Annotated in this window: 14 protein-coding genes and 1 other RNA gene; 7 read left to right on the plus strand and 8 right to left on the minus strand. The window is 40.4% G+C overall.

The window, feature by feature from the left end; all coding sequences use genetic code 11:
• Positions 1–164: 164 nt before the first annotated feature.
• The 6 genes from crtO to corA all read right to left on the minus strand — a co-directional run bounded on the left by crtO (position 165) and on the right by corA (position 8,629).
• Complete coding sequence (gene crtO, locus CFPU101_RS17060) at positions 165–1,859, minus strand: beta-carotene ketolase CrtO (RefSeq protein ID WP_206816538.1); 1,695 nt, start codon at positions 1,857–1,859, stop codon at positions 165–167.
• Positions 1,860–1,903: 44 nt separating this feature from the next.
• A complete protein-coding gene (locus CFPU101_RS17065) occupies positions 1,904–2,923 on the minus strand; it encodes an SDR family oxidoreductase (RefSeq protein ID WP_206816539.1) in 1,020 nt (339 codons plus the stop codon).
• Between the two features lie 318 nt (positions 2,924–3,241).
• Positions 3,242–6,040, minus strand: a complete 2,799-nt coding sequence (locus tag CFPU101_RS17070) for a cation-translocating P-type ATPase (protein WP_206816540.1) — start codon at positions 6,038–6,040, stop codon at positions 3,242–3,244.
• Between the two features lie 260 nt (positions 6,041–6,300).
• A complete protein-coding gene (rnc, locus tag CFPU101_RS17075) occupies positions 6,301–7,011 on the minus strand; it encodes a ribonuclease III (protein ID WP_206816541.1) in 711 nt (236 codons plus the stop codon).
• 38 nt (positions 7,012–7,049) lie between these two features.
• Positions 7,050–7,428, minus strand: an RNA gene (gene rnpB / locus CFPU101_RS17080) — RNase P RNA component class A.
• 67 nt (positions 7,429–7,495) lie between these two features.
• Positions 7,496–8,629, minus strand: coding sequence for a magnesium/cobalt transporter CorA (gene corA / locus CFPU101_RS17085; RefSeq protein WP_206816542.1), 1,134 nt, complete (start codon positions 8,627–8,629; stop codon positions 7,496–7,498).
• A gap of 219 nt (positions 8,630–8,848) precedes the next feature.
• Here corA and CFPU101_RS17090 point away from each other — a divergent pair, with 219 nt between their 5' ends.
• The 7 genes from CFPU101_RS17090 (at position 8,849) to CFPU101_RS17120 (ending at position 18,823) form a co-directional block, all read left to right on the plus strand.
• Positions 8,849–9,040, plus strand: a complete 192-nt coding sequence (locus CFPU101_RS17090; protein WP_206816543.1) for a hypothetical protein — start codon at positions 8,849–8,851, stop codon at positions 9,038–9,040.
• A gap of 225 nt (positions 9,041–9,265) precedes the next feature.
• Complete coding sequence (locus tag CFPU101_RS17095; RefSeq protein WP_206816544.1) at positions 9,266–11,080, plus strand: fatty acyl-AMP ligase; 1,815 nt, start codon at positions 9,266–9,268, stop codon at positions 11,078–11,080.
• 67 nt (positions 11,081–11,147) lie between these two features.
• Positions 11,148–13,049, plus strand: a complete 1,902-nt coding sequence (locus tag CFPU101_RS17100; protein ID WP_206816545.1) for a GTPase family protein — start codon at positions 11,148–11,150, stop codon at positions 13,047–13,049.
• A gap of 333 nt (positions 13,050–13,382) precedes the next feature.
• Positions 13,383–15,113 carry a diflavin flavoprotein gene (locus CFPU101_RS17105; protein ID WP_206816546.1) on the plus strand — a complete coding sequence of 577 codons (1,731 nt, stop codon included), beginning with the start codon at positions 13,383–13,385 and terminating at the stop codon, positions 15,111–15,113.
• A 27-nt stretch (positions 15,114–15,140) separates the two neighbouring features.
• On the plus strand, positions 15,141–15,647 hold the full coding sequence (locus CFPU101_RS17110) for a phosphate-starvation-inducible PsiE family protein (RefSeq protein WP_206816547.1): 507 nt from the start codon (positions 15,141–15,143) through the stop codon (positions 15,645–15,647).
• A 20-nt stretch (positions 15,648–15,667) separates the two neighbouring features.
• Complete coding sequence (locus CFPU101_RS17115) at positions 15,668–17,380, plus strand: diflavin flavoprotein (protein ID WP_206816548.1); 1,713 nt, start codon at positions 15,668–15,670, stop codon at positions 17,378–17,380.
• A 51-nt stretch (positions 17,381–17,431) separates the two neighbouring features.
• Positions 17,432–18,823 carry a (Fe-S)-binding protein gene (locus CFPU101_RS17120; RefSeq protein WP_206816549.1) on the plus strand — a complete coding sequence of 464 codons (1,392 nt, stop codon included), beginning with the start codon at positions 17,432–17,434 and terminating at the stop codon, positions 18,821–18,823.
• 117 nt (positions 18,824–18,940) lie between these two features.
• On the opposite strand, the gene CFPU101_RS17125 is transcribed toward CFPU101_RS17120, so the two are convergent.
• Positions 18,941–19,777, minus strand: a complete 837-nt coding sequence (locus tag CFPU101_RS17125; RefSeq protein ID WP_206816578.1) for a tetratricopeptide repeat protein — start codon at positions 19,775–19,777, stop codon at positions 18,941–18,943.
• Positions 19,778–19,935: 158 nt separating this feature from the next.
• Positions 19,936–20,589, minus strand: a complete 654-nt coding sequence (locus CFPU101_RS17130; RefSeq protein WP_206816550.1) for a DUF928 domain-containing protein — start codon at positions 20,587–20,589, stop codon at positions 19,936–19,938.
• Between the last annotated feature and the right edge of the window lie 11 nt (positions 20,590–20,600).

The following is a 20,600-nucleotide window of genomic DNA, read 5'->3' on the forward strand; positions in this document are numbered from 1 at the left end:
ATAGTTGACTCTTGAAAACTAATCTATCATTGTTTAATCATCAACTTGGAAAGAAGGCAAGATCAGTCTAATTGTGCCGTCATTATATCCATACTATTAAAAGCACCTGTAATAACAATAGCAAAGATAGAAAGACGACTCACATTTTTAGACAGATCGTGAAACTACAGCTTTTTTAAAACCGATTTGGCAGTAGATTTGAGAGCATCCCCTACATCCGCTAGTTTTTGAGTGATCGGTTTTTGCTTTTGGAGAAAAACATGAGCGCAGTTTCTTCCTGGCATTCCAGAAATTGACCCGCCTGGATGAGTCCCTGCACCTGTCAGAAATAATCCTTCAATGGGAGTTTGATAATTTGCTAATTCTGGCAGAGGACGGAAAAACATCATTTGATCGAAGGTCATATCTAAATGGTAGTAATTCCCCTTGAGGACTCCTATTCGTTCTTCTAATTCTGGAGGGCTTTCCACGCGACGAGCGATAATAGCAGATTTGAGGTTTGGGGCGTAGTCGGCGAGTTTTTCAAGAACGCGATCGGCCACTCGCTCTTTTAGTTCCTCCGTCCATCCCGTTCCCTTCATTCCAGTCCCTTCGGCTCCCGCTATTTGATAGGGGGCAAAGAATTCAATCCACAGAGTATGTTTTCCTTCAGGTGCTAGGGTAGGATCAAGTACGCTTGGTACCACCACATACATTGATGGATCGTCAAGGGGAATTCTACCGATTTCTGGCTCAGTATGGGCAAGCTCAACCTGAGTCACAGAATCAGCAATTAACACGGCACCAATGAGATACTCGTCTTGATGGTTATGATTGATAAAACGCGGGGGTTCACTCAAAGCACAGTCAATCTTCAAAATGGCTTCATTGTGATTCGTGATGCGACGATCAACCCGTTCTCGTAACTTGGGATCAGCTTTATCGACATCCCAAGGATCGATCAACTGCAAAAACAATCGCTTGGCATCTAGGCTAGAAATAACCCCTTTAGGAGCGCGATATTCTTGACCATTGGTTAGTTCTACACCAACTGCACGACCATCGTTAATTAAAACCCGTTTAACCGCTTGCTCCGTCAGGATCACTCCGCCTAAACTTTGGACACACCTAACCAAAGCGGCGGATAAAGCCCCTGTTCCTCCTTTTGGACGTGCCATCCCTGGATGATGACGCAAGCTCATCATCATTGAGCCAACGGTCATGGTTTTTTGAGAGGGTGGTGAGCTTAGTTCTGATGCGAGTCTAGCTAAAGGAGCTTTGAGAAATTCTGAATCAAAGTACTCGTTAATTAAATCAAGTGGACTGGTCAACATTGTCCGTACTAAGTCCAGTGTTTCATCACTTGACCCCACTAAAGAAAAGAGATCTTTTAGTTGAGAGAACTTATAATTGCCTGCCATATCTAAGATCGATTTTGGCGGAGCATTAAACACGGGTGCGACTGCACTAATTAGCCGTTGCCAAAAGTCGTTAAATTCTTGGTATTTTTTAGCATCACGAGCATTGTAGCGGGCAATTTCAGCACAGGTTTTTTCCACTGAGCGATGGGCTAAAAAATATTGACCATTGGGGTTAGGACAAAACACAACGGGGTCACAGAAAAGATATTCTAACCCGTATTTATTTAACTCTAGCTCTTGAACGACTGGGCCAAGATGAATAAATACATGATCGATCGCACAAGGACTAAATTTAAAATTGGGAGCCGCATCAGGCATCAATTCTTCTGTTGTTGCTGCACCCCCTGGAATACTTCGTCTTTCAAGTAACAACACCCGATACCCTGCTTTGAGCAAATAGGCAGCACATACAAGTCCATTATGTCCTGCACCGATAATCACTACATCATAATCTTCCATTTTTTTTCCTTAAAGTTCGTAAATCACACCAGAACAATCTCGATCTAAGTTCGTACCCCATTTTTAAAGGCTTGTACTGCCAGTATTCCTAATGCTAGAGACCCTAATGCGATCGCACTCCACTGGGCTTTAGGATTTTTGGTCAACCAGTCTGTAAAACTGGGTATTGTCAAATGACTAAAATCACCTTCAACGTGGTCATAGCCTTGAATTGGGGCATAAAGGTTATTTGGTGCGTCCTCTGATTTTGGCTCATTGGTACGTTGTCCTGCAAAGCCGATGAGCAGTAATAAGTTATCGACTAGAGACGGCGAAATACGTTGCAGTAAATCTAATACTCTGCCAACATCACCCACGATGTAGTTACGAGTTGGATGTTGAGCGACATAAAGAATCGCATCGGCGACCAGACTTGGTGAATAGTACGGTGGTACTCCAGTCGGTTTTACGCCTAGTTTAGTCAGAGCTTTGTTGTAAAAAGGAGTATTAATGACAGCAGGTAGGATACTCGTTACACTAATCGGGATGCCCTCATGCTGTAGCTCAACCCGTAAAGAGTCCAGAAAGCCCTCAATACCGTGTTTTGCAGAAGAATAGGCACTTTGTAGGGGAAGACTGCGCCGACCTTCCACAGAAGAGACGTGAATTAATGCGCCACGTCCAGTTTGTTTTAAATAAGGTAGTGCAGCCATTGCTCCGTAAACTTGTCCCATCAAGTCAACTTGAATCACGCGCTCAAACTCTTGGGGTGTGATTTGATCAAATGGGGCCAAAATACTGGTAGCGGCTGCGTGTACCCAAGTATCGAGTCGTCCGTATTGAGTTACTACTAGATCTGCGATCGCTTTTACTGATTCAAAGTTCGAGACATCAGCAACGATGGAAATTGCTTCACCCCCACCCTGTCGGATCTCCTCTACTAAAGAGTTTAATCCAGATTCAGAACGAGCAGCAACCACCAATTTTGCGCCGCGCTGACCAAATTTCAGGGCTGTTTCGCGCCCAATACCACTGGAAGCACCGACGACGGCGACTACCTGCTGGTCAATTGATTTTAGCTGCATTCGATAACTCCTTCTTGTGGTGATCTTGATTAGCGGTTTCTTACTTGTGCGGCGATGTCTGGATTATTCATGACAAAGCGATCGTCCACTATCTGTGATTTTGCGCTCCTTCTTCTATTAAAAATAAGTTGACAATTTTTTTATCTTTCTCAAGAGGTAAATTAAGAAGTTGTGGTCATTTTTAGTACCAAATACCGAAGTTAAAGTAAAGTTGCGACTGATCAATTGATTAATAATTTGTTTTGTGTTAATCAAACAAAATTTCCAGCCACTAAAGGAAGCAACTGGAAACGGTAGAAAATGTCCAAAGTTTAAATATTATTGCGCTCGTTTGGCGAGAAATAATCGATAGACTAGCTTTTCTGCCTCGATCCAGACAAACATCAAAGCACTAAAACCAAAACAAATGGCTAATTCTGTTCCATCGAGAACATGAGTCCCAAAGAAATTCCGTAAGGGTTCAACATAAATTAGAAGTAACTGTAAGACTGTTGTAAATACCACTGCTGCCAAAACATAGGGATTAGAAAATGGATTCATTTGGATGGTAAGCCGAGTATCCGAGCGAATGGCTAAAGCATGGCCCATTTGAGCTAAACATAATGTCGTGAAAACCATCGTTTTCCAACGTTGGTCGTTACCTGGTGTATTTTGAGCGTGAAAGTAAGCCCATTCCATCAAAATAATCGTTAAAATGGCGAACACAATGCCAATACGCACCATGTATAAGCCTAAGCCCCTCGAAAAAATACTTTCTTTAGGACTGTAAGGCAGACGCTGCATGACATTCGGTTCGGCGGGTTCCATCGCTAGGGCTAAAGCGGGTAAACCATCCGTAACTAAGTTCATCCACAAGATTTGTAGAGGAGACAGGGGAACGCCACCTAAGCCTAAGATGGGTGCTGCTGCAATTACTAGAACTTCACCAATATTACTACCGAGAATATATTTAATAAAGCGTCGAATATTATCATAAACAACCCGACCTTCTTCAGTTGCAGCTACGATCGTTGCAAAGTTATCATCGAGTAAAATCATGTCACTGGCTTCTTTACTGACATCAGTTCCTGTAATACCCATTGCAATACCGATATCGGCTTGTTTAAGTGCAGGTGCATCATTAACCCCATCTCCCGTCATCGCTACAAATTTTCCCTGTTTTTGTAAAGCTTGGACGATGCGGAGTTTGTGTTCTGGAGATACTCGCGCATAGACGCTAACATGATCTACTTCTTTTTCTAAGTCGGTTTGAGAGAGTTTTTCTAATTCTTGCCCTGTTAGAACAAGGTCGCTAGGTTGAGCAATTCCTAAATCATAAGCGATCGCTTTAGCGGTTAATTGGTGATCTCCAGTGATCATAATTGGACGAATTCCCGCTTCACGACAGCGCAAGACCGCCTCCCTAACTTCTTTGCGGGGTGCATCGAGCATTCCTATTAAACCTAACCAAACGAGTTGACTTTCTGCTTCTTCTGCGGTTTCAATGTCTGGAATGTTTGCCACTGGACGATAGGCAAAACCCAACACCCGTAAGCCATTTCCCGCCATTTGATTATTCTGCTCTAAAATTTGGTTGCGTTGTGCGTCTGTTATTGGAACGAGTTTCTCGCCTTGTTGGATGGATGTACACCGTTCTAAAACTAATTCTGGTGAACCTTTACTAAACAGAATATAGTCTACGCCTTTATCCCAATCTTCTGAGTCTTGACAAATGACACTCATTCGCTTGCGTTCTGAAGAAAAAGGAATTTCACCGACACGGGGCATCGTTTGATTTAAAGTTTCTCGATAAAAACCGCCTTTTCCTGCGAGGGTCAGTAACGCGCCTTCTGTTGGATCGCCTAAAATCGTCCAGTCTCCCTGCTGTTGCTGTAAAATCGCGTCATTACACAGAACACACTCTTTGAGGAGTCGATCAACTTCGAGTTGTGCAGTGGCATTATAGGGGGTAGTAGCACTCTGAAATTCTCCGACGGGTGCGTATCCATCCCCCGTGACTTTTAGGCTAAAACTGAGGGTTTCGATCTGCTGCACGACCATTTTATTCTGAGTCAGGGTTCCTGTTTTATCAGAACAAATGTTCGTAACCGATCCTAATGTTTCTACGGCAGGAAGTTTACGGATGAGGGCGTTTCGTCTTACCATGCGCTGTGTACCGATGGCTAGGGTGACGGTGACGACGGCGGGTAAACCTTCTGGAACGACGGCGACTGCCATACTCAAAGAAGTTTCTAATAGATTTTCAAACTGACCCCAACCCGATCTCAGTACACCACCTAATACTACTACTGCGACTAAAAGCAAGGCTCCCGATACTAAAACATTACCTAACTGACTCATTCTTTGTTGTAGAGGAGTGGGTTCAGTTTCGACGGCTTGCAGCATGGCGGCGATCTTTCCGATCTCGGTTTCCATTGCTGTTTTAGTAACAACAACTTTTCCTCTACCTTGTACTACTTCGGTTCCTTGATAAACGAGATTAACGCGATCGCCTAATGAGGCATCTTCTTCGAGTAAACGGTTTGCTTGTTTGGTGACTGCTTCTGCTTCCCCTGTTAAAGCTGCTTCTCTAACTTGTAGGTTTTGTGCTTCGATTAACCGTCCATCAGCCGCTATTTGTACGCCTGCTTCTAGCAACATAATATCGCCTGGTACCAGTTCTTTGGCTGCTACTTCTAAGGGGTTTCCATTGCGAATCACTCGCACTTTGGGAGAGGAGAGCTTTTTCAGGGCGGCTAAAGCTTTTTCTGCTCTACTTTCTTGTAAATATCCCAAAATCCCATTTAGAATAACAATGGCAAAAATAGCTACTGCATCTTTGGGAAAAACAGCTTTTTTTAGATCCAATACGGCTGAGACAACCGCTACTAGGATCAGCATCACTAGCATAATGTTAGTGAACTGCTCCCACAAAATTTCTAAAGTTGTTCTGCCTTTTCCTTCTTGAAGTTCATTTAACCCATAATACTGTTGTCTAGATACAATTTTTTCTGATGATAAGCCTTTTTCTGAATCACTTTCTAGACTATCTATGGCCTGTTCAGCCGTCAAATTATGCCACGCTTGTAGGGAATTTGGGAACTGATGGGAAGGATTAGAAGTTATCGGAAAGGTCATAGCAATATTTAACAGTTAGCAGCAGGTTTTTACAGGAATTTAGCTAATTATTCTATAAATGTTAGACTTAATTCTTCTATTCTTTTAGAATTTAAAAATCTTTTATAGATAGTACTTGCTTTAGCTATTTTAACTGTATATTTAATCAATTTAGATTTATTTTACAAAATTTAAAAGTAAATTTATCTTAAGGTTACTTTATTTTAGTAATTTATACTTATTATGTTATCTTAAGGAACATTTGAAATAGAAAATAATAATTATTGAGCCTGAAGAATTAAGATAAAAGCTTCTTTAGCAGCAGCTTGTTCTGCGGCTTTTTTAGAACGACCTTTACCTGCTCCCAATTTTTGATTATTCATCCAAACTTCAGCGATAAATCGTTCTTCTTCATGGATAAAATTTACGACTTCTTGTACCTGATAAATTGGCAACTTTTTGTATTGTGCTTGCGTCCATTCTTGCAGTGCATCTTTATAATTTTGTCGGGCTGGATCTTGCAAAATTTCGGTTGCTTTAATTTGTAAATGCTCATCCAACCAAGGGCGGACTAATTCCATAGTATGGGTGCTAAGATATAATGCACCTAAAATAGCTTCAAACGCATCTGCTAAACGAGATATTTTTCCTTCTTTATCTAGGGCGGCACTACTTGAGGCGAGTAGATAGCGTTCGATGCCATAGCGTTCGGCAATTTCTGCTAGACTACGATCGCTAACCATAATGGATCGTAACGCGGCAAATTCCCCAACCATCGCGTTAGGATAAGATTCTAGCAACACTTCAGCCGCCGCTAACCTCACCACTGCATCCCCAACAAATTCTAATTGTTGATAGTTTTTTTCCCTTGAAAAACTCGGATGAATTAAGGCTAAATTAAGTAGCGACCAATTAACTCGATCTGTTTTTGCTAGTCCTAATTTTTGTACTAAAGTTTGTAACTCTTTTTGCCGCCGCACATCATCTAACATCGGTACTTGATCTATTGACCTATTTTTAAAGCTTAACAGAAGAGAGTTAGACATAAGCCGGGTTCTGTTCTAACCAAGATTAGTCAATGACTAAACTTGGAGAGGAAGGTTATCTATCTAGGACATTTGTTACCAAACATCTCAAGCGGTTCTATCAACGGAACAGGAAAAAGACCAACCTTTGTTCCTCCACCTTGCTTCCAACCGGGGTTTACCGAGCCAGTATTTCACAATACTGCTGGTGCGCTCTTACCACACCTTTGCACCCTTACCAGATGAACTTTCACTCACTGGCGGTATTTTTCTGTGGCACTTTCCTCGCGTTCACACGCACTGGGCGTTATCCAGCAAGTTTGGTCTTTCGGAAGCCCGGACTTTCCTCGGATCTTTTCAACCCGCAACCTTCTCGCTAACTCTCTTCTGTTTCTATAGTACACAGTCCTTGGGTCAATTCTTCAAAATAATTAAACAATGACCTACAGGGCTATTTCTCATCAAGAGAATAAGTTGTTTTAAACCAACCTTTTTTCCAAAAGATCAAAATCATGGTAACTGCGATGAAGAGCATCACCACCCAGACAATATAATATCCCCAACGTGTCTGTAATTCGGGCATATTTTCAAAGTTCATCCCATAAACGCCAACAATAAAAGTTAAAGGATTAAAAATAGCGGTAAAAACGGTTAGAAATTTCATTATTTCATTCATTTTATTACCAACGGCGGACATATAAACATCCATTAAGCTTGATGCTAATTCTCGATAAGCTTCTAAAATATCAAGTAACTGTATAACGTGGTCATAGCAATCTCTAAAATAGATTTGTACCTCTTGTGTTAGAAGATCACTATCATCTCTAATCATTAAATTTAAAACATTCCTTAAAGGCCAAAGTAAACGTCTTAAAGCCAGTAATTCTCGACGAATACTGTAAATTTCCTGCATTAACTTTCGCTCAGGAGTAGCCAGAATTTTTTCTTCTAAATCTTCTATTCTTTCTTCATAGTGTTCTAAAATGGGGAAATAACCATCAATTAATGAATCTAAAAGAAGATAAGCTAAATAATCTACTTTCTGTTGACGGACTTTTCCTTGATTGTTCCGTATTCGTTCTCGAACAATATCAAAACAATCTTCTAACTCTTCTTCTTGAAAGGTGACTAAATAATTTTTTCCTAAGATAAAACTAACTTGCTCCGTGACAAATCCATCTTCTTCTTCATGCCGTCGAACCATATGAGCAATAAACATCAATTTATCTTGATACTCATCTAATTTAGGGCGTTGCGGAACATTAACAATATCTTCTAATAAAAGTGGATGTAAATCAAAAATATCCCCAACTTCTCGCAGAACATCTTCACTCCCTAAACCCTGAACATCCATCCAAGAAATGCTATTTTTACCCAAATAAGGCAACAAAGCATTAGGAGTCATATCAACTTTTCGGATCGCATCATTTTCGTCATAATCGATTAAAATAATCCGAGAAGGTTTAGCCGTCGGTTCAATGTTTAGTGTGCCAGGCTCACTTCCAGGTTCATCATAAAAATAATCAAAATAATCCGTTTCTTCAGTCGTTGGGGCAGCAAAGGAATAAGGCTGAAATGGAATCATAAACAAGGTCAAAAGGTTAAGAAAAATTTAAGCGATCATTCTTGGTGTTTTCTCTTGTTTCAAAGGAGAAGATACTGTTAATTGTATAGTTGATTGCAATAAAACGCGCTGATCTATTTTTGATTGGATTGAGTCGTCATTCAAGGTTCGGTAATCTCGATAGCCAGAGTTTCTGGAATTTCGGCACAATAGTAATTACAAGCGTGGAGGACGATTTTTATGTTTCCTTTCTTTGGTAATCCTTGTTGGGGTGGTCAAACTGTTTCGCGTCGGGAATATCGTCAACAAAAGCTACGGTTCCTTAAATCGATGCGTGATGAACTAGAAACAAGATTAGCGGGCTTAAATGCAGCGATCGAAACGATGGAGCGTCAAATGTCTCAAGAAGAAAACCCTTCATCTAACGTGTAGTATAGTCTAAACCTGAAACTGTCTGAATCTCAGGCAGTTTTAAGTTTATTAATTAAATGTATTATATTATACAGAATAATATATGTAATTGTGTTTTGGCTAAGAAAAACCTGAAAAATAATCTAACTTGACCAATCTTTGTTCTAGATTTATCCTATCGCCAGAGAGTATATTGTAATCTTTCTCAATATATTGTTTTAATAGCGTAAAAACCTAGATATAAAGATGACTCAAGCCTTAATACAAAACTCTGCGAATCCTGTTGAATTTTCTACAATAGTCGAATTATTACGATATCGGGCGCAACATCAAAGTGATGGACACGCATACACGTTTTTAATTGATGGCAAGACTCCTAGCGAACCGTTAACCTATGGGGAACTGGATCGACAAGCAAGAGCGATCGCTGCTCTATTCCAGAAATATAACGCAAAAGGAGAACGCGTCCTACTTCTATATCCCCAAGGGTTAGAAGTTTTAGCGGCTTTCTGTGGCTGTTTATATGCAGGTGTGATAGCAATTCCCGTTCCTCCTCCAGAGTCAGGGCGACTGAAAAGGACATTACCTCGACTTCGTTCAATTGTTAAAGATGCAAATGCTACCTTTGCACTAACGACAGCGAGTATCTTAGGACTCATTGAAACTGTTAAAGATGAATTTCCAGAATTCGATCAGATGCGCTGGATCGATACTGATACAGTTGATCTATCTTTAGCCGAGCAGTGGGTAGATCCAGAAGTGGATAAAGATATCCTAGCTTACCTACAGTATACATCTGGTTCGACCGCAATTCCTAAAGGGGTGATGCTCAGTCATTTTAATCTGATGCACCACTGTAAATATCTTAAAAAAGCCTGCGGTTATGATGCTGATAGCGTATCTGTAACCTGGATGCCCTATTTTCACGATTACGGTTTAGTGGAAGGGATGATGGTTCCTTTATACAATGGAACACCTTGTTATTTGATGTCGCCCTTCGCTTTTATTAAACGTCCTGTACAATGGCTACGGAATATGACGAAATATGGCGGAACCCATAGCCAAGCCCCTAACTTTGCTTATGATCTGTGTATTCGTCGGGTTAAAGAAAAAGATCTTGCTGAATTAGATCTTAGCAGTTGGCAGGCCGCAGGAAACGCCGCCGAACCGATTAACCCTAGAGTGATGGAAAGGTTTGTTGAGATTTTTAGTCAGTGTGGTTTCTCTTGGGAAGCATTCGCCCCCTCTTATGGTTTAGCGGAATATACATTACTGGTTTCTACTTCACCGAGAGGGACTAAACCCGTTATTGCTGCGGTTGATGCTGCTTCTATTGAACGCAATAAAATTGTTGATGCAAAACCCGATCAAACGACTGGTGTAAGATATATAGCAGGTTGTGGTCAACGTGTTTGTGAAACGAATATTGCGATCGTTAATCCTGTTAGTTTGTCCCGTTGTGCGCCTGATGAAGTGGGAGAAGTTTGGGCATCTGATCCGAGTATGGCACAAGGTTACTGGCAACGTAGAGAAGAAACCAAAGAAACCTTTCAAGCTTATCTTCAAGATACTAACGAAGGCCCATTTTTACGAACGGGTGATCTAGGTTTCCTTAAAGATGGGGAATTATTTATTACAGGTCGTATTAAAGATTTAATCATCGTTCGCGGTACAAATCACTATCCCCAAGATTTAGAATGGTCTGTCCAACATCTTAACTCGGTTTTCCGTCCCGACTATGGTGCGGCTTTTTCCATTGAAGATAATGGAGAAGAACAATTAGTAATTGTCCAAGAAGTCGAACGTCGTAGCGGTGAGATTGATGCGGAGAAACTTTTAGGAGATATTCGCCAAGAAATCGCCGAACAACACGAAATTATGACTTATGCGATCGTTTTAGCCAAACCTGGAACCATTCTTAAAACAGCCAGTGGTAAGATCCAGCGTCGCGCTTGTCGGCAAAACTTCCTCGATGGCACGATTAATATTGTAAGTGCTTGGAGTGAAAATCCTGAATTAGTCAGTAAATTTGGTTCTAGTGATGTAGAAGACGAGGAATAATTAAAATCAGAGATAGAGTGGGCTAATTGAGACTCACTCTACTTTGATACAGAGGAAAACTTGAGCAATGGTACGATTAAAACCTTGGCAGTGGGTAATCTTAGCCCTTCCGATCGCTTCTATAATTCTATTTATCCTGTTTGCTGCGGGATGGCAGATTCACGAATGGGGATTAAGCTGGATCTGGGCGATTTTTACGTTAGTTTTTGTTGGTTGGCGTTGGTTAATCGTACAATGGACGAATCCTGCTGTTAAACAGATTGAAGCGGCTATTGCTGAAGTTAATCAAGAGTTAGAATCAAGTCTAGAATCGAATCAGTTAACCACAAATGATGATCCAAGTCAAAAAGCATCATCGATCCTCAAAGATATTTTAGAAAAAGCGAAAAACGATCAACCTTTTTGGCAAGACTGGACAACTTTCTGGAAACGCTGTCAGGAAATTGTTACAGCGATCTCACAAATCTATTATCCTGAAGTTAAATATCCGTTACTGAATATTTATGTTCCTCAAGCCTACACTTTAATTAGAGGAACCGTTGATGATCTCGATCAATGGATGCAAAAATTAGGCCCCGCATTAAATCAAGTTACAGTAGGACAAGCGTACGAAGCCTATGAAGTTTATCAAAAATTAGAACCATCGGCGCGTAAACTGTGGCAAGTATGGAACTGGGCGCAATGGTTACTCAACCCTGCTGCTGCTGTTGCTAAACAAGCGACCAAAAAAACCAGTGATAAGGCAACTCAACAACTGATCGTCAATTTAGGGCAAGTCCTACGGGAAGCGGCTTTAAAAAATTTAGCACAACAAGCGATCGCACTTTATAGCGGTAAAAAAATTGCGGTTACTCAAGATACTGTACCCGAAGCAAGAACCCAAACCTTACGAGATATTATTATTCAAGCCGAACCCGTGACAGAAGTTCAGCAAAAGCCCGTTAATATTCTACTTATTGGGCGAACTGGGGCGGGAAAAAGTAGTCTGATTAATACCCTCTTTCAAGCAGATAAAGCCGAAGTCGATGTCCTACCCAGCACAGATCAGATTAAAAGTTATCATTATCGAACGGCTACTGGTGAAACCCTAACGCTTTGGGATACGCCAGGGTACGAACAAGTAAACCGCCAAGATTTACGCAATATCGTCATAGACTACGCCACTAATGCAGATTTACTCATTTTAGTCACTCCAGCCCTCGATCCAGCCCTACAGATGGATGTGGATTTTCTTAAAGAAATGAAAGCCGAAAATGAGACAATACCGATGATTGCAGTCGTGACTCAAGTAGATCGACTGCGCCCCCTTCGAGAATGGCAACCCCCTTATGACTGGCAATGGGGAGATCGTCCAAAAGAAGTTTCAATTCGAGAAGCCACTGAATATCGAAATCGACTACTTGGTGAATTTGTCAACAAAACTGTACCAATTGTTACAAGTGATGTAAATTCAGATCGTTCCCCTTGGAATATCGATATCTTATCTTTAACCTTAATTGAAGCGATCGCACCGAGTAAACAAATTCGTCTAGCGCGTTTTCTTAAAGATCAAGAATCTCGCATTGTGGGGGCGGCTAAAATTATTGATCGCTATACCCTCCAAATGGCAACAACACAGGGACTCGCCACTTTTCTTAAAAGTCCAATTCTTTCTTTTATTGCTACTTTGACCACAGGTACCCCAACGGCAGCATATATCTTAGCCCAACAAATCCCCATTGAGCAATTACCCGTAGTGATTGGTAAACTGCAAATGGCATATGATTTGTTTTCGCTACTGACTTCGGATCAAACTGATGCCTATTTTGATTTGCGATCGCTTTGGCCCTTACTATTAGAAAATCCCGTTGCGCCAGATCTTAATGCTTGGGCGTTTGGTCATGCTTTAGTCGAATATTGGTCACAAGATCTAACCATTGATCAGCTTAAAGGACGGTATGAGTATTATCTAAAACAAGCTAAGGTTTGATTTAATCGTAATTAATCCCGAATCTAGAATAAATTATCGCATTTTAAACTTAAATTCCGTTTAAACGGGCTACATTCGTTTAAGTGCGTCTTCATCCTCTCCTAGACAGAAGAAGATTAAAATGAGGCAAAAAAAGCTGAATTTATATACACTTTTTTAAATGTAAATTTAATTATACATAGACTATAGTAAATATATTAAATAAAATATTATAATTATCAAAAATTAATATAAATTTCTTATATAAGGCTTAAAACATTGACATTTTACAAAATTTAATTACTAGGCGACTATACAGATCAGTACCACTGATGTCTCAACGAGCAAGAAACTATGGTTGCTATCACAAATCGTCTTAATTCAACTTCTGAGGTTAAACGTCTAACCTTACAAACAGTTGGTATTGCAGCTGAAACAACGGCGATGCGTTCATTAGACTGGGATCGCGATCGCTTTGATATCGAATTCGGTTTACGCAATGGCACAACTTATAACTCTTTTCTCATTCAAGGTGAAAAGATTGCTTTAGTCGATACCTCTCATCGTAAATTTGAAACTTTATATAAAGAAACTTTAACAAAACTCGTTGATCCTAAATCAATCGATTATTTAATCATCAGCCATACCGAACCCGATCATAGTGGTTTAGTTGCAGATATCTTAGATCTCGCACCCGATATTATAATTGTTGGGGCGAAAGTAGCGATTCAGTTTTTAGAAAATATGGTGCATCGTCCCTTTAAATCGATGCAGGTCAAAAATGGGGATAAACTGGATCTAGGAAATGGACACGAATTAAGCTTTTATTCTGCGCCGAATCTCCACTGGCCTGATACGATTTTTACCTATGATGCGAAAACCCAAATTCTGTATACTTGTGATGCCTTTGGGATGCACTACTGTGATGATCATACGTATGATGAAGACACAGGACGACTCGAAGCAGATTTTAAATATTACTATGATTGCTTAATGGGGCCAAATGCGCGATCGGTTCTCAGTGCTTTAAAACGAATTGAAGGATTAGAGTTTAATATTATTGCGACTGGACACGGGCCTTTACTCAAACATCATATCCCACAATGGATGGATTGCTATCGAGTTTGGAGTGAAGAACAGACTAAAACCGAAACGCTAGTTGCTCTATTTTACGCCGAAGACTATGGCTATAGTAACGCGATCGCAACAGCCATCGCCGAAGGAATTAGTCGTACTGGTGTCATCGTCGAAAAGATTGATCTCGCTAGCGTTGATCTCTCAGAAGTTCGTGAATGGGTGATCGATGCCAAGGGGATAGTAGTTGGAATGCCGCCCCAGTCAGCATCACAAGCACAAGCCGCCCTCAAAACGATTATTGCCGCGACACACCCTAAACAAGTGATGGGTTTATTCGAGTCGGGTGGTGGAGAAGATGAACCCCTGTTCCCTTTACGGAGTCAGTTTTTTAGTAATGGACTCATGGAAGCGTTTCCCCCCATTTTAATCAAAGAACCGCCGACTTTAGCGATTGAACAACGGTGTCATGAAGCAGGAACCGACTTAGGACAAGAATTAACCCGCGATCGTAATATAAAACAAATTAAATCGATTAATCCAGACTTAGAAAAAGCATTAGGACGTATTAGCAGTGGACTTTATATTCTAACCACCCAAAAAGAAGATCTCAGCAGTGCGATGTTAGCGTCTTGGGTGACACAAGCAAGCTTAAGTCCGTTGGGTATTGCGATCGCAGTCTCTAAAGATCGCGCCATTATTGACTTACTCCAAATTGGAGATCGTTTTATTCTCAATATTTTAGGGGAAGGCAACTATCAACATTTGATGAAGCATTTCCTGAAACGGTTTGCACCAGGTGACGATCGTTTTGCTGGTATTAAAACCTATTCCGCAAATAACGGTTCACCTATTCTAGCCGATGCTTTAGCTTATCTCGAATGTGAAGTGACTAGCCGTCTCGATTGTAACGATCATTGGGTTATTTATAGCACCGTTGAAGCAGGTAGAGTCGCGGATGTTAATGCTTTAACTGCAATTCATCATCGCAAAGTCGGAAATCATTATTAATTAATTCACCCCAAAGAGAAAAAAATCATGTACAAACCTCTTGACGACAAGACACCTCTATCTGGAAGTCAATTAAACCGAGTTCTCATCGTGCGTAGCTTAGAATTGATTCAAGATTTAATCGTTATTTTGCTTTGTATGGGTCTATTTAGCCTAATGGTACTCCAAACATGGCATATGTTTCTATCTTTGCTACCACCTCTTGATTATCACATCGTTACGGCTGACTTTTTATTCCTCCTGATTTTAGTTGAATTATTTCGCCTACTTATTATTTATCTCCAAGAACATCGCGTATCTATTGGAGTCGCGGTAGAAGTTTCTATTGTTTCCGTCTTGCGAGAAGTTATTGTACGCGGAGTCCTAGAAACCAATTGGCATCAAGTTTTAGCCTCATGTGCTTTTCTGATGGTCTTAGGTTTTCTCCTTGTAATTCGGGTTTGGTTGCCACCCACTTTTGAAGGAATTGATCCAGAACAAGCGATCACACAACGCTATAAAAGCAGACACCCCAAAAATGAAGAAGAATTTTAAATAATAAAGGAATTTTTACCATGATGACATTAACTCCCACTCGTACCAGAGATGTTCAAATTGCAGCGATCGCCAAAAATACAATCATGTTTCGTTCAAGAACATGGGAACGTCTGAAATTTGAAGTAGAATACTCTCGTCAACGCGGTACAACGGCTAATTCTTATCTTATTCAAAGCGACCAAGTTGCCTTAATTGATCCCCCAGGGGTCTCATTTACGGAGATTTTTATCGATGAACTGAGTAAAACCATCGATTTAAACCAGATTAACTATATTATTCTGAGTCATGTTAATCCTAACCGTTTAATTACCCTCAAAGCTTTACTCACAAAAGCACCACAAGCGATCGTGATTTGTTCGCGTCCTGCTGCTAATATTTTAAAAACAACCTTGAATGAAACTCAATTAATCAGTTGTCCCGACACCCTAGATTTAGGTCAAGGTCATCACTTACAATTTATTAATGTACCGACTCCACGCTGGCCTGATGCAAGATGTACTTACGATCCAGTAACGGAACTGTTATACACTGATAAATTATTTGGGGTTCATGTCTGTGAAGATTCGATTACGGATGAAGACTGGAAAACCTTAGATAGTGATCGTCTTTACTATTTTGACTGTTTACACGCACCCCAGGCGAAACAAGTTGAAGATGCTTTAGATAAATTAGCGCGTTTTTCGGTCAAAGGCTATGCACCGTGTCATGGTTGTCTAGTGCGTCATAGTGTTAGTCGTCTCACTTATGATTATCGTTATTGGTGTGGACAACAAAAACGCCAAGATTATAAGGTTGCTTTGTTGTATGCTTCAGCTTATGGCAATACGGCAACACTGGCTAATGCGATCGCACAGGGATTGATCAATAATGGTGTAGAAATAGAATCAATTAACTGTGAACTTGCCGACGTTAATCAAATTCTTAAAGCAATAGAAACCTGTGATGGTTTTATTATCGGTTCTCCGACACTGGGAGGTCATGCACCAGTCCAAATTCAAACCGCACTCGGTATGATCTTATCTAGTGCTGCTAAAACCAAATTAGCGGGGGTCTTTGGTTCCTATGGTTGGAGTGGTGAAGCAGTTGATCTTCTAGAAACTAAACTACAGGATGCTAATTATCGATTCGGTTTTGATGCGATTCGGGTTCGTTTTAGTCCCACTTTAGAAGACATAGAACAATGTTATCAAGCGGGTGCCGATTTTGTTCAAGCCTTAAAGAAAAACAAAAAAATCAGAACCCCTCGAAGTTCAGTAACAGACGCTCAAATTAATCGCACTGAACAAGCAGTCGGTCGTATTATTGGATCACTATGCGTTATTACCACCCAAAACGATAATACTCCCAAAGGAATTTTAACATCGTGGGTCAGCCAAGCAAGTTTCAATCCCCCTAGCTTAATGATTGCTATTGCCGAAGACCAAAACGCTGATCTGATGAGACACCCTGGAAATCGCTTTGTTTTAAATATACTCAAAGAAGGTCGCAATGTTCGCCGTTATTTTTCCCGTCATAGTACATTAGATAATCCTTTTAGCGAAATTCCGACAAAAACGGCTGAAAATGGTTGTCTTGTCCTCTCAGAAGCCTTAGCCTATCTAGAATGTCGTGTAGAAAACATTATGGCTTGTGGCGATCGTTGGTTAATTTATGCCATAGTCGAAAAAGGAGAACTCTTAGAAACTGAGGGAGTGAGTGCTATTGAACATCGTAAGTCCGCAGGTTATTAAGAACTGAACTAGGCTATCTTAGAGATATGTCGCTCATCGATAGCCTAGACTATGCAACTTTCAGATAATCCAAATACCACAAACCCTGAACCATTGAACACTTTTAATTATCAAGAACAACTAGAACGAGAAATCAAAGGTTTTGATACGAGAAAACCACCCAAACAAGAAATCATCGATAGTTGTGTTCACTGTGGTTTTTGTTTATCTACCTGTCCAAGTTATCGCGTCATAGGTAAAGAAATGGACTCCCCACGAGGCCGAATTTATCTGATGAATGCGATCAAAACAGGACAAGCTTCACTCGATGAAACGACAACACAGCATTTTGATACGTGTTTAGGGTGTTTGGCCTGTGTAACCACTTGTCCATCGGGGGTAAAATATGATCAATTAATCGATGCAACTCGTCCCCAAGTTGAACGAAATCAACCCCGTAGTTTAGGCGATAAACTGATTAGATGGTTAATTTTTAATCTTTTTCCCTATCCCGTCCGTCTCAAGCTTTTATTACCTTTATTTTGGATTTATCAAAAAATTGGCTTACAGAAATTAGTTAGAGCAACAGGTATACTAAAACTGATTTCCCCGCGTTTAGCTGCAATGGAATCGATTTTACCCGAAATCAATTTATCATCAATCAATAAAAACTATCCTGATGTGATTCCCGCACAAGGAGAAAAAAGATATCGCGTCGGTGTAATCTTAGGCTGTGTGCAACGCTTATTTTTCTCACCCGTCAATGAAGCAACAGTAAGGGTTTTAACCGCGAATGGTTGTGAAGTCGTCATCCCAAAAACTCAAGGTTGTTGCGCTGCACTCCCCGCACACCAAGGACAAGAAGAACAAGCAAAAGCATTAGCCCGTCAGATGATTGATAGTTTTGCCGATACGGATGTCGATTATATTATTATCAATGCGGCAGGCTGTGGGCATACGCTCAAAATTTATGACCATATTTTAGAAGATGATCTAGAATATCAAGCCAAAGCAAAAGATTTTTCCGCAAAAGTCCGAGATGTCCAAGAATTTTTAGCCGAAGTCGGATTAACCGCAAACCTGTCGCCAATTAGTAATAAATCTCTATTGGCAATTGTGTATCAAGATGCGTGCCATTTGTTACATGGACAGAAAATCAGTTTACAACCTCGTCAGCTATTACAACAAATTCCCAATGTGAAATTAAAAGAACCGATTGATGCGGCTTTATGCTGTGGCAGTGCAGGGGTTTATAATATGCTACAGCCCGAAATCGCCGACGAATTAGGACGTTCAAAAGTACAAAATCTGTACAACACTGGAGCAGACTTAATTGCTTCCGCTAACCCTGGTTGTTCATTACAGATTAAAAAACATCTTTCAATACAAGAAAAAGAAATACCTCTATATCATCCAATGGAATTGTTAGATTATGCAATTCAGGGAATCAAGATAGATCATTAAAATAGGGTTTGGCGACCAAACCCATGACAGTCATCAGTGACCAGTAATCAGTATTAAAATTGATTTGACTGTTTTACTGTTTACTGAACCAAACCCCTACAACAAAACAAAAATCGATTATGGTTGTTCCTCTGTTGGTTGAGTTTGAACCCTTGTTAAAACTGCGTTCATTTCAGGGGTTTCTAAAAAGTTTTTTGTATTGGCTAAAAGTTTTTCTCCCCAAAGATTTTTTCTTAAAAATTCTAAATCTCCATAGCGACCATCGATCATTAAAGCCGCTTCACCTAATTTTAAACCCTCAGCTTTTTTGCCTTGAGTATAAATAGCTACAGCTTGGGCTAGTTTAGGTTCTGCTTGTTCAGGATCAATTTTTAGGGCGGCTTGCCACTCAGTTAACGCGCCCGTGAGATCCCCCTGTTCGTATTTAACTAAACCGATATTATTAATCGCTGGCCAAAAATTTTTTTCAATAGTAACGGCTTTTTTATAAGCGTTAATAGCTTCCCCATACTGTCCTAATTTTAGGTGAGAATTGCCTAGATCAAAATAAGCCGTTGGAACATCCGATTTTAATTTTAATCCTTCGTTAATCTCATTGATTGCGGTTTGATAATCCTCTTTCTCAAAATAAGCACTACCGAGGGTAAAACGAATTACAGCTTCTTCTGGGGCTAGAGTTTGAGCTTTTTTAAGGGCTTCAATACCTTGATCAACTTTTTCACTCTGTAGATACAAACTGCCCAAAATAAACCAAGTTTGAAAACGTTCTGGGGCTAGTTGAGTCGATAATTCTGCCCGCGAAAGGGCGGCATCGGGACGCTCAAAGCGCATCAGTTGAATGGCTTCTTCTGCCATTTCTAAACCTGCTTGTTCGAGTTGTTCAGAATTGAGTTGTGGATTATAAGGTAATAAGGCTTGTGCTTGTACGGCTTGTCCACCACTCCACAAGCCCATACAAGTTAACAATAAGAATAACCAAGAATGTTTAGACACGATGAAAGTCTCAAAAAATGTTTATTCAGATCAGTCTCTACAAGCATCTTAACGCCAATTGCTAGAAATCTCTTCTAAACTTTCTATACGTTTTAAAATGATTTTTTGCTGATTGTCCGTCAAAGTGCTGATATCAGAAGGTTTTCCGACATCGCTAATGATGATATAAGATCAGATCCTAATTTCCCTAGTTTTCCAGATGACTCTTGTAAACTTTCTGACAAAGCATCATACCAAAATCCATCTTGAGCATACTGTTTGACTTTTTCTGAGCTATTGAGATTAGGATTGATATTAGAAGGGGCGGTCACTACTTTAAATTCTGCCCTTTCTAAAACATAATTGCCATTAGGACAACGCAGAGCCACTTGCCAGAGATATTTTTGACCTACTGTGAGTGGGGGGTGTTCTGTGGGTAAGGATAGCTGATTAATGCCAGCAGAACTTTTTATTGAAATCGGATTGCCTTTTTGTTTGACTTGACCATTCGCAGTAAACTCAAATAAACGAAAATCAAGATCGGATGGAACTGCTGTCCACCAAGTAAACTGAGGTCGCACCGATGTTGTTTCTCCAACATAGGTCTGAGGTGCCAGAATGACCAACATTTCGCTATTAATTTCTTGATTCGGGCATCCAGAACGGATTCCAGTAGAACTAGAATAGTCACTCGGTGGCTCTTGTTTGGCAGGTGGTACATAACCCGCCCAAACGACATTAGATAAACTTAGAAAAACACCTAAACTAATTGACAAAATGCTTTTAGTGTGCATAGCATAAACTC

The organism is Chroococcus sp. FPU101, from assembly GCF_017312365.1.
GTDB lineage: Bacteria > Cyanobacteriota > Cyanobacteriia > Cyanobacteriales > Microcystaceae > Chroococcus.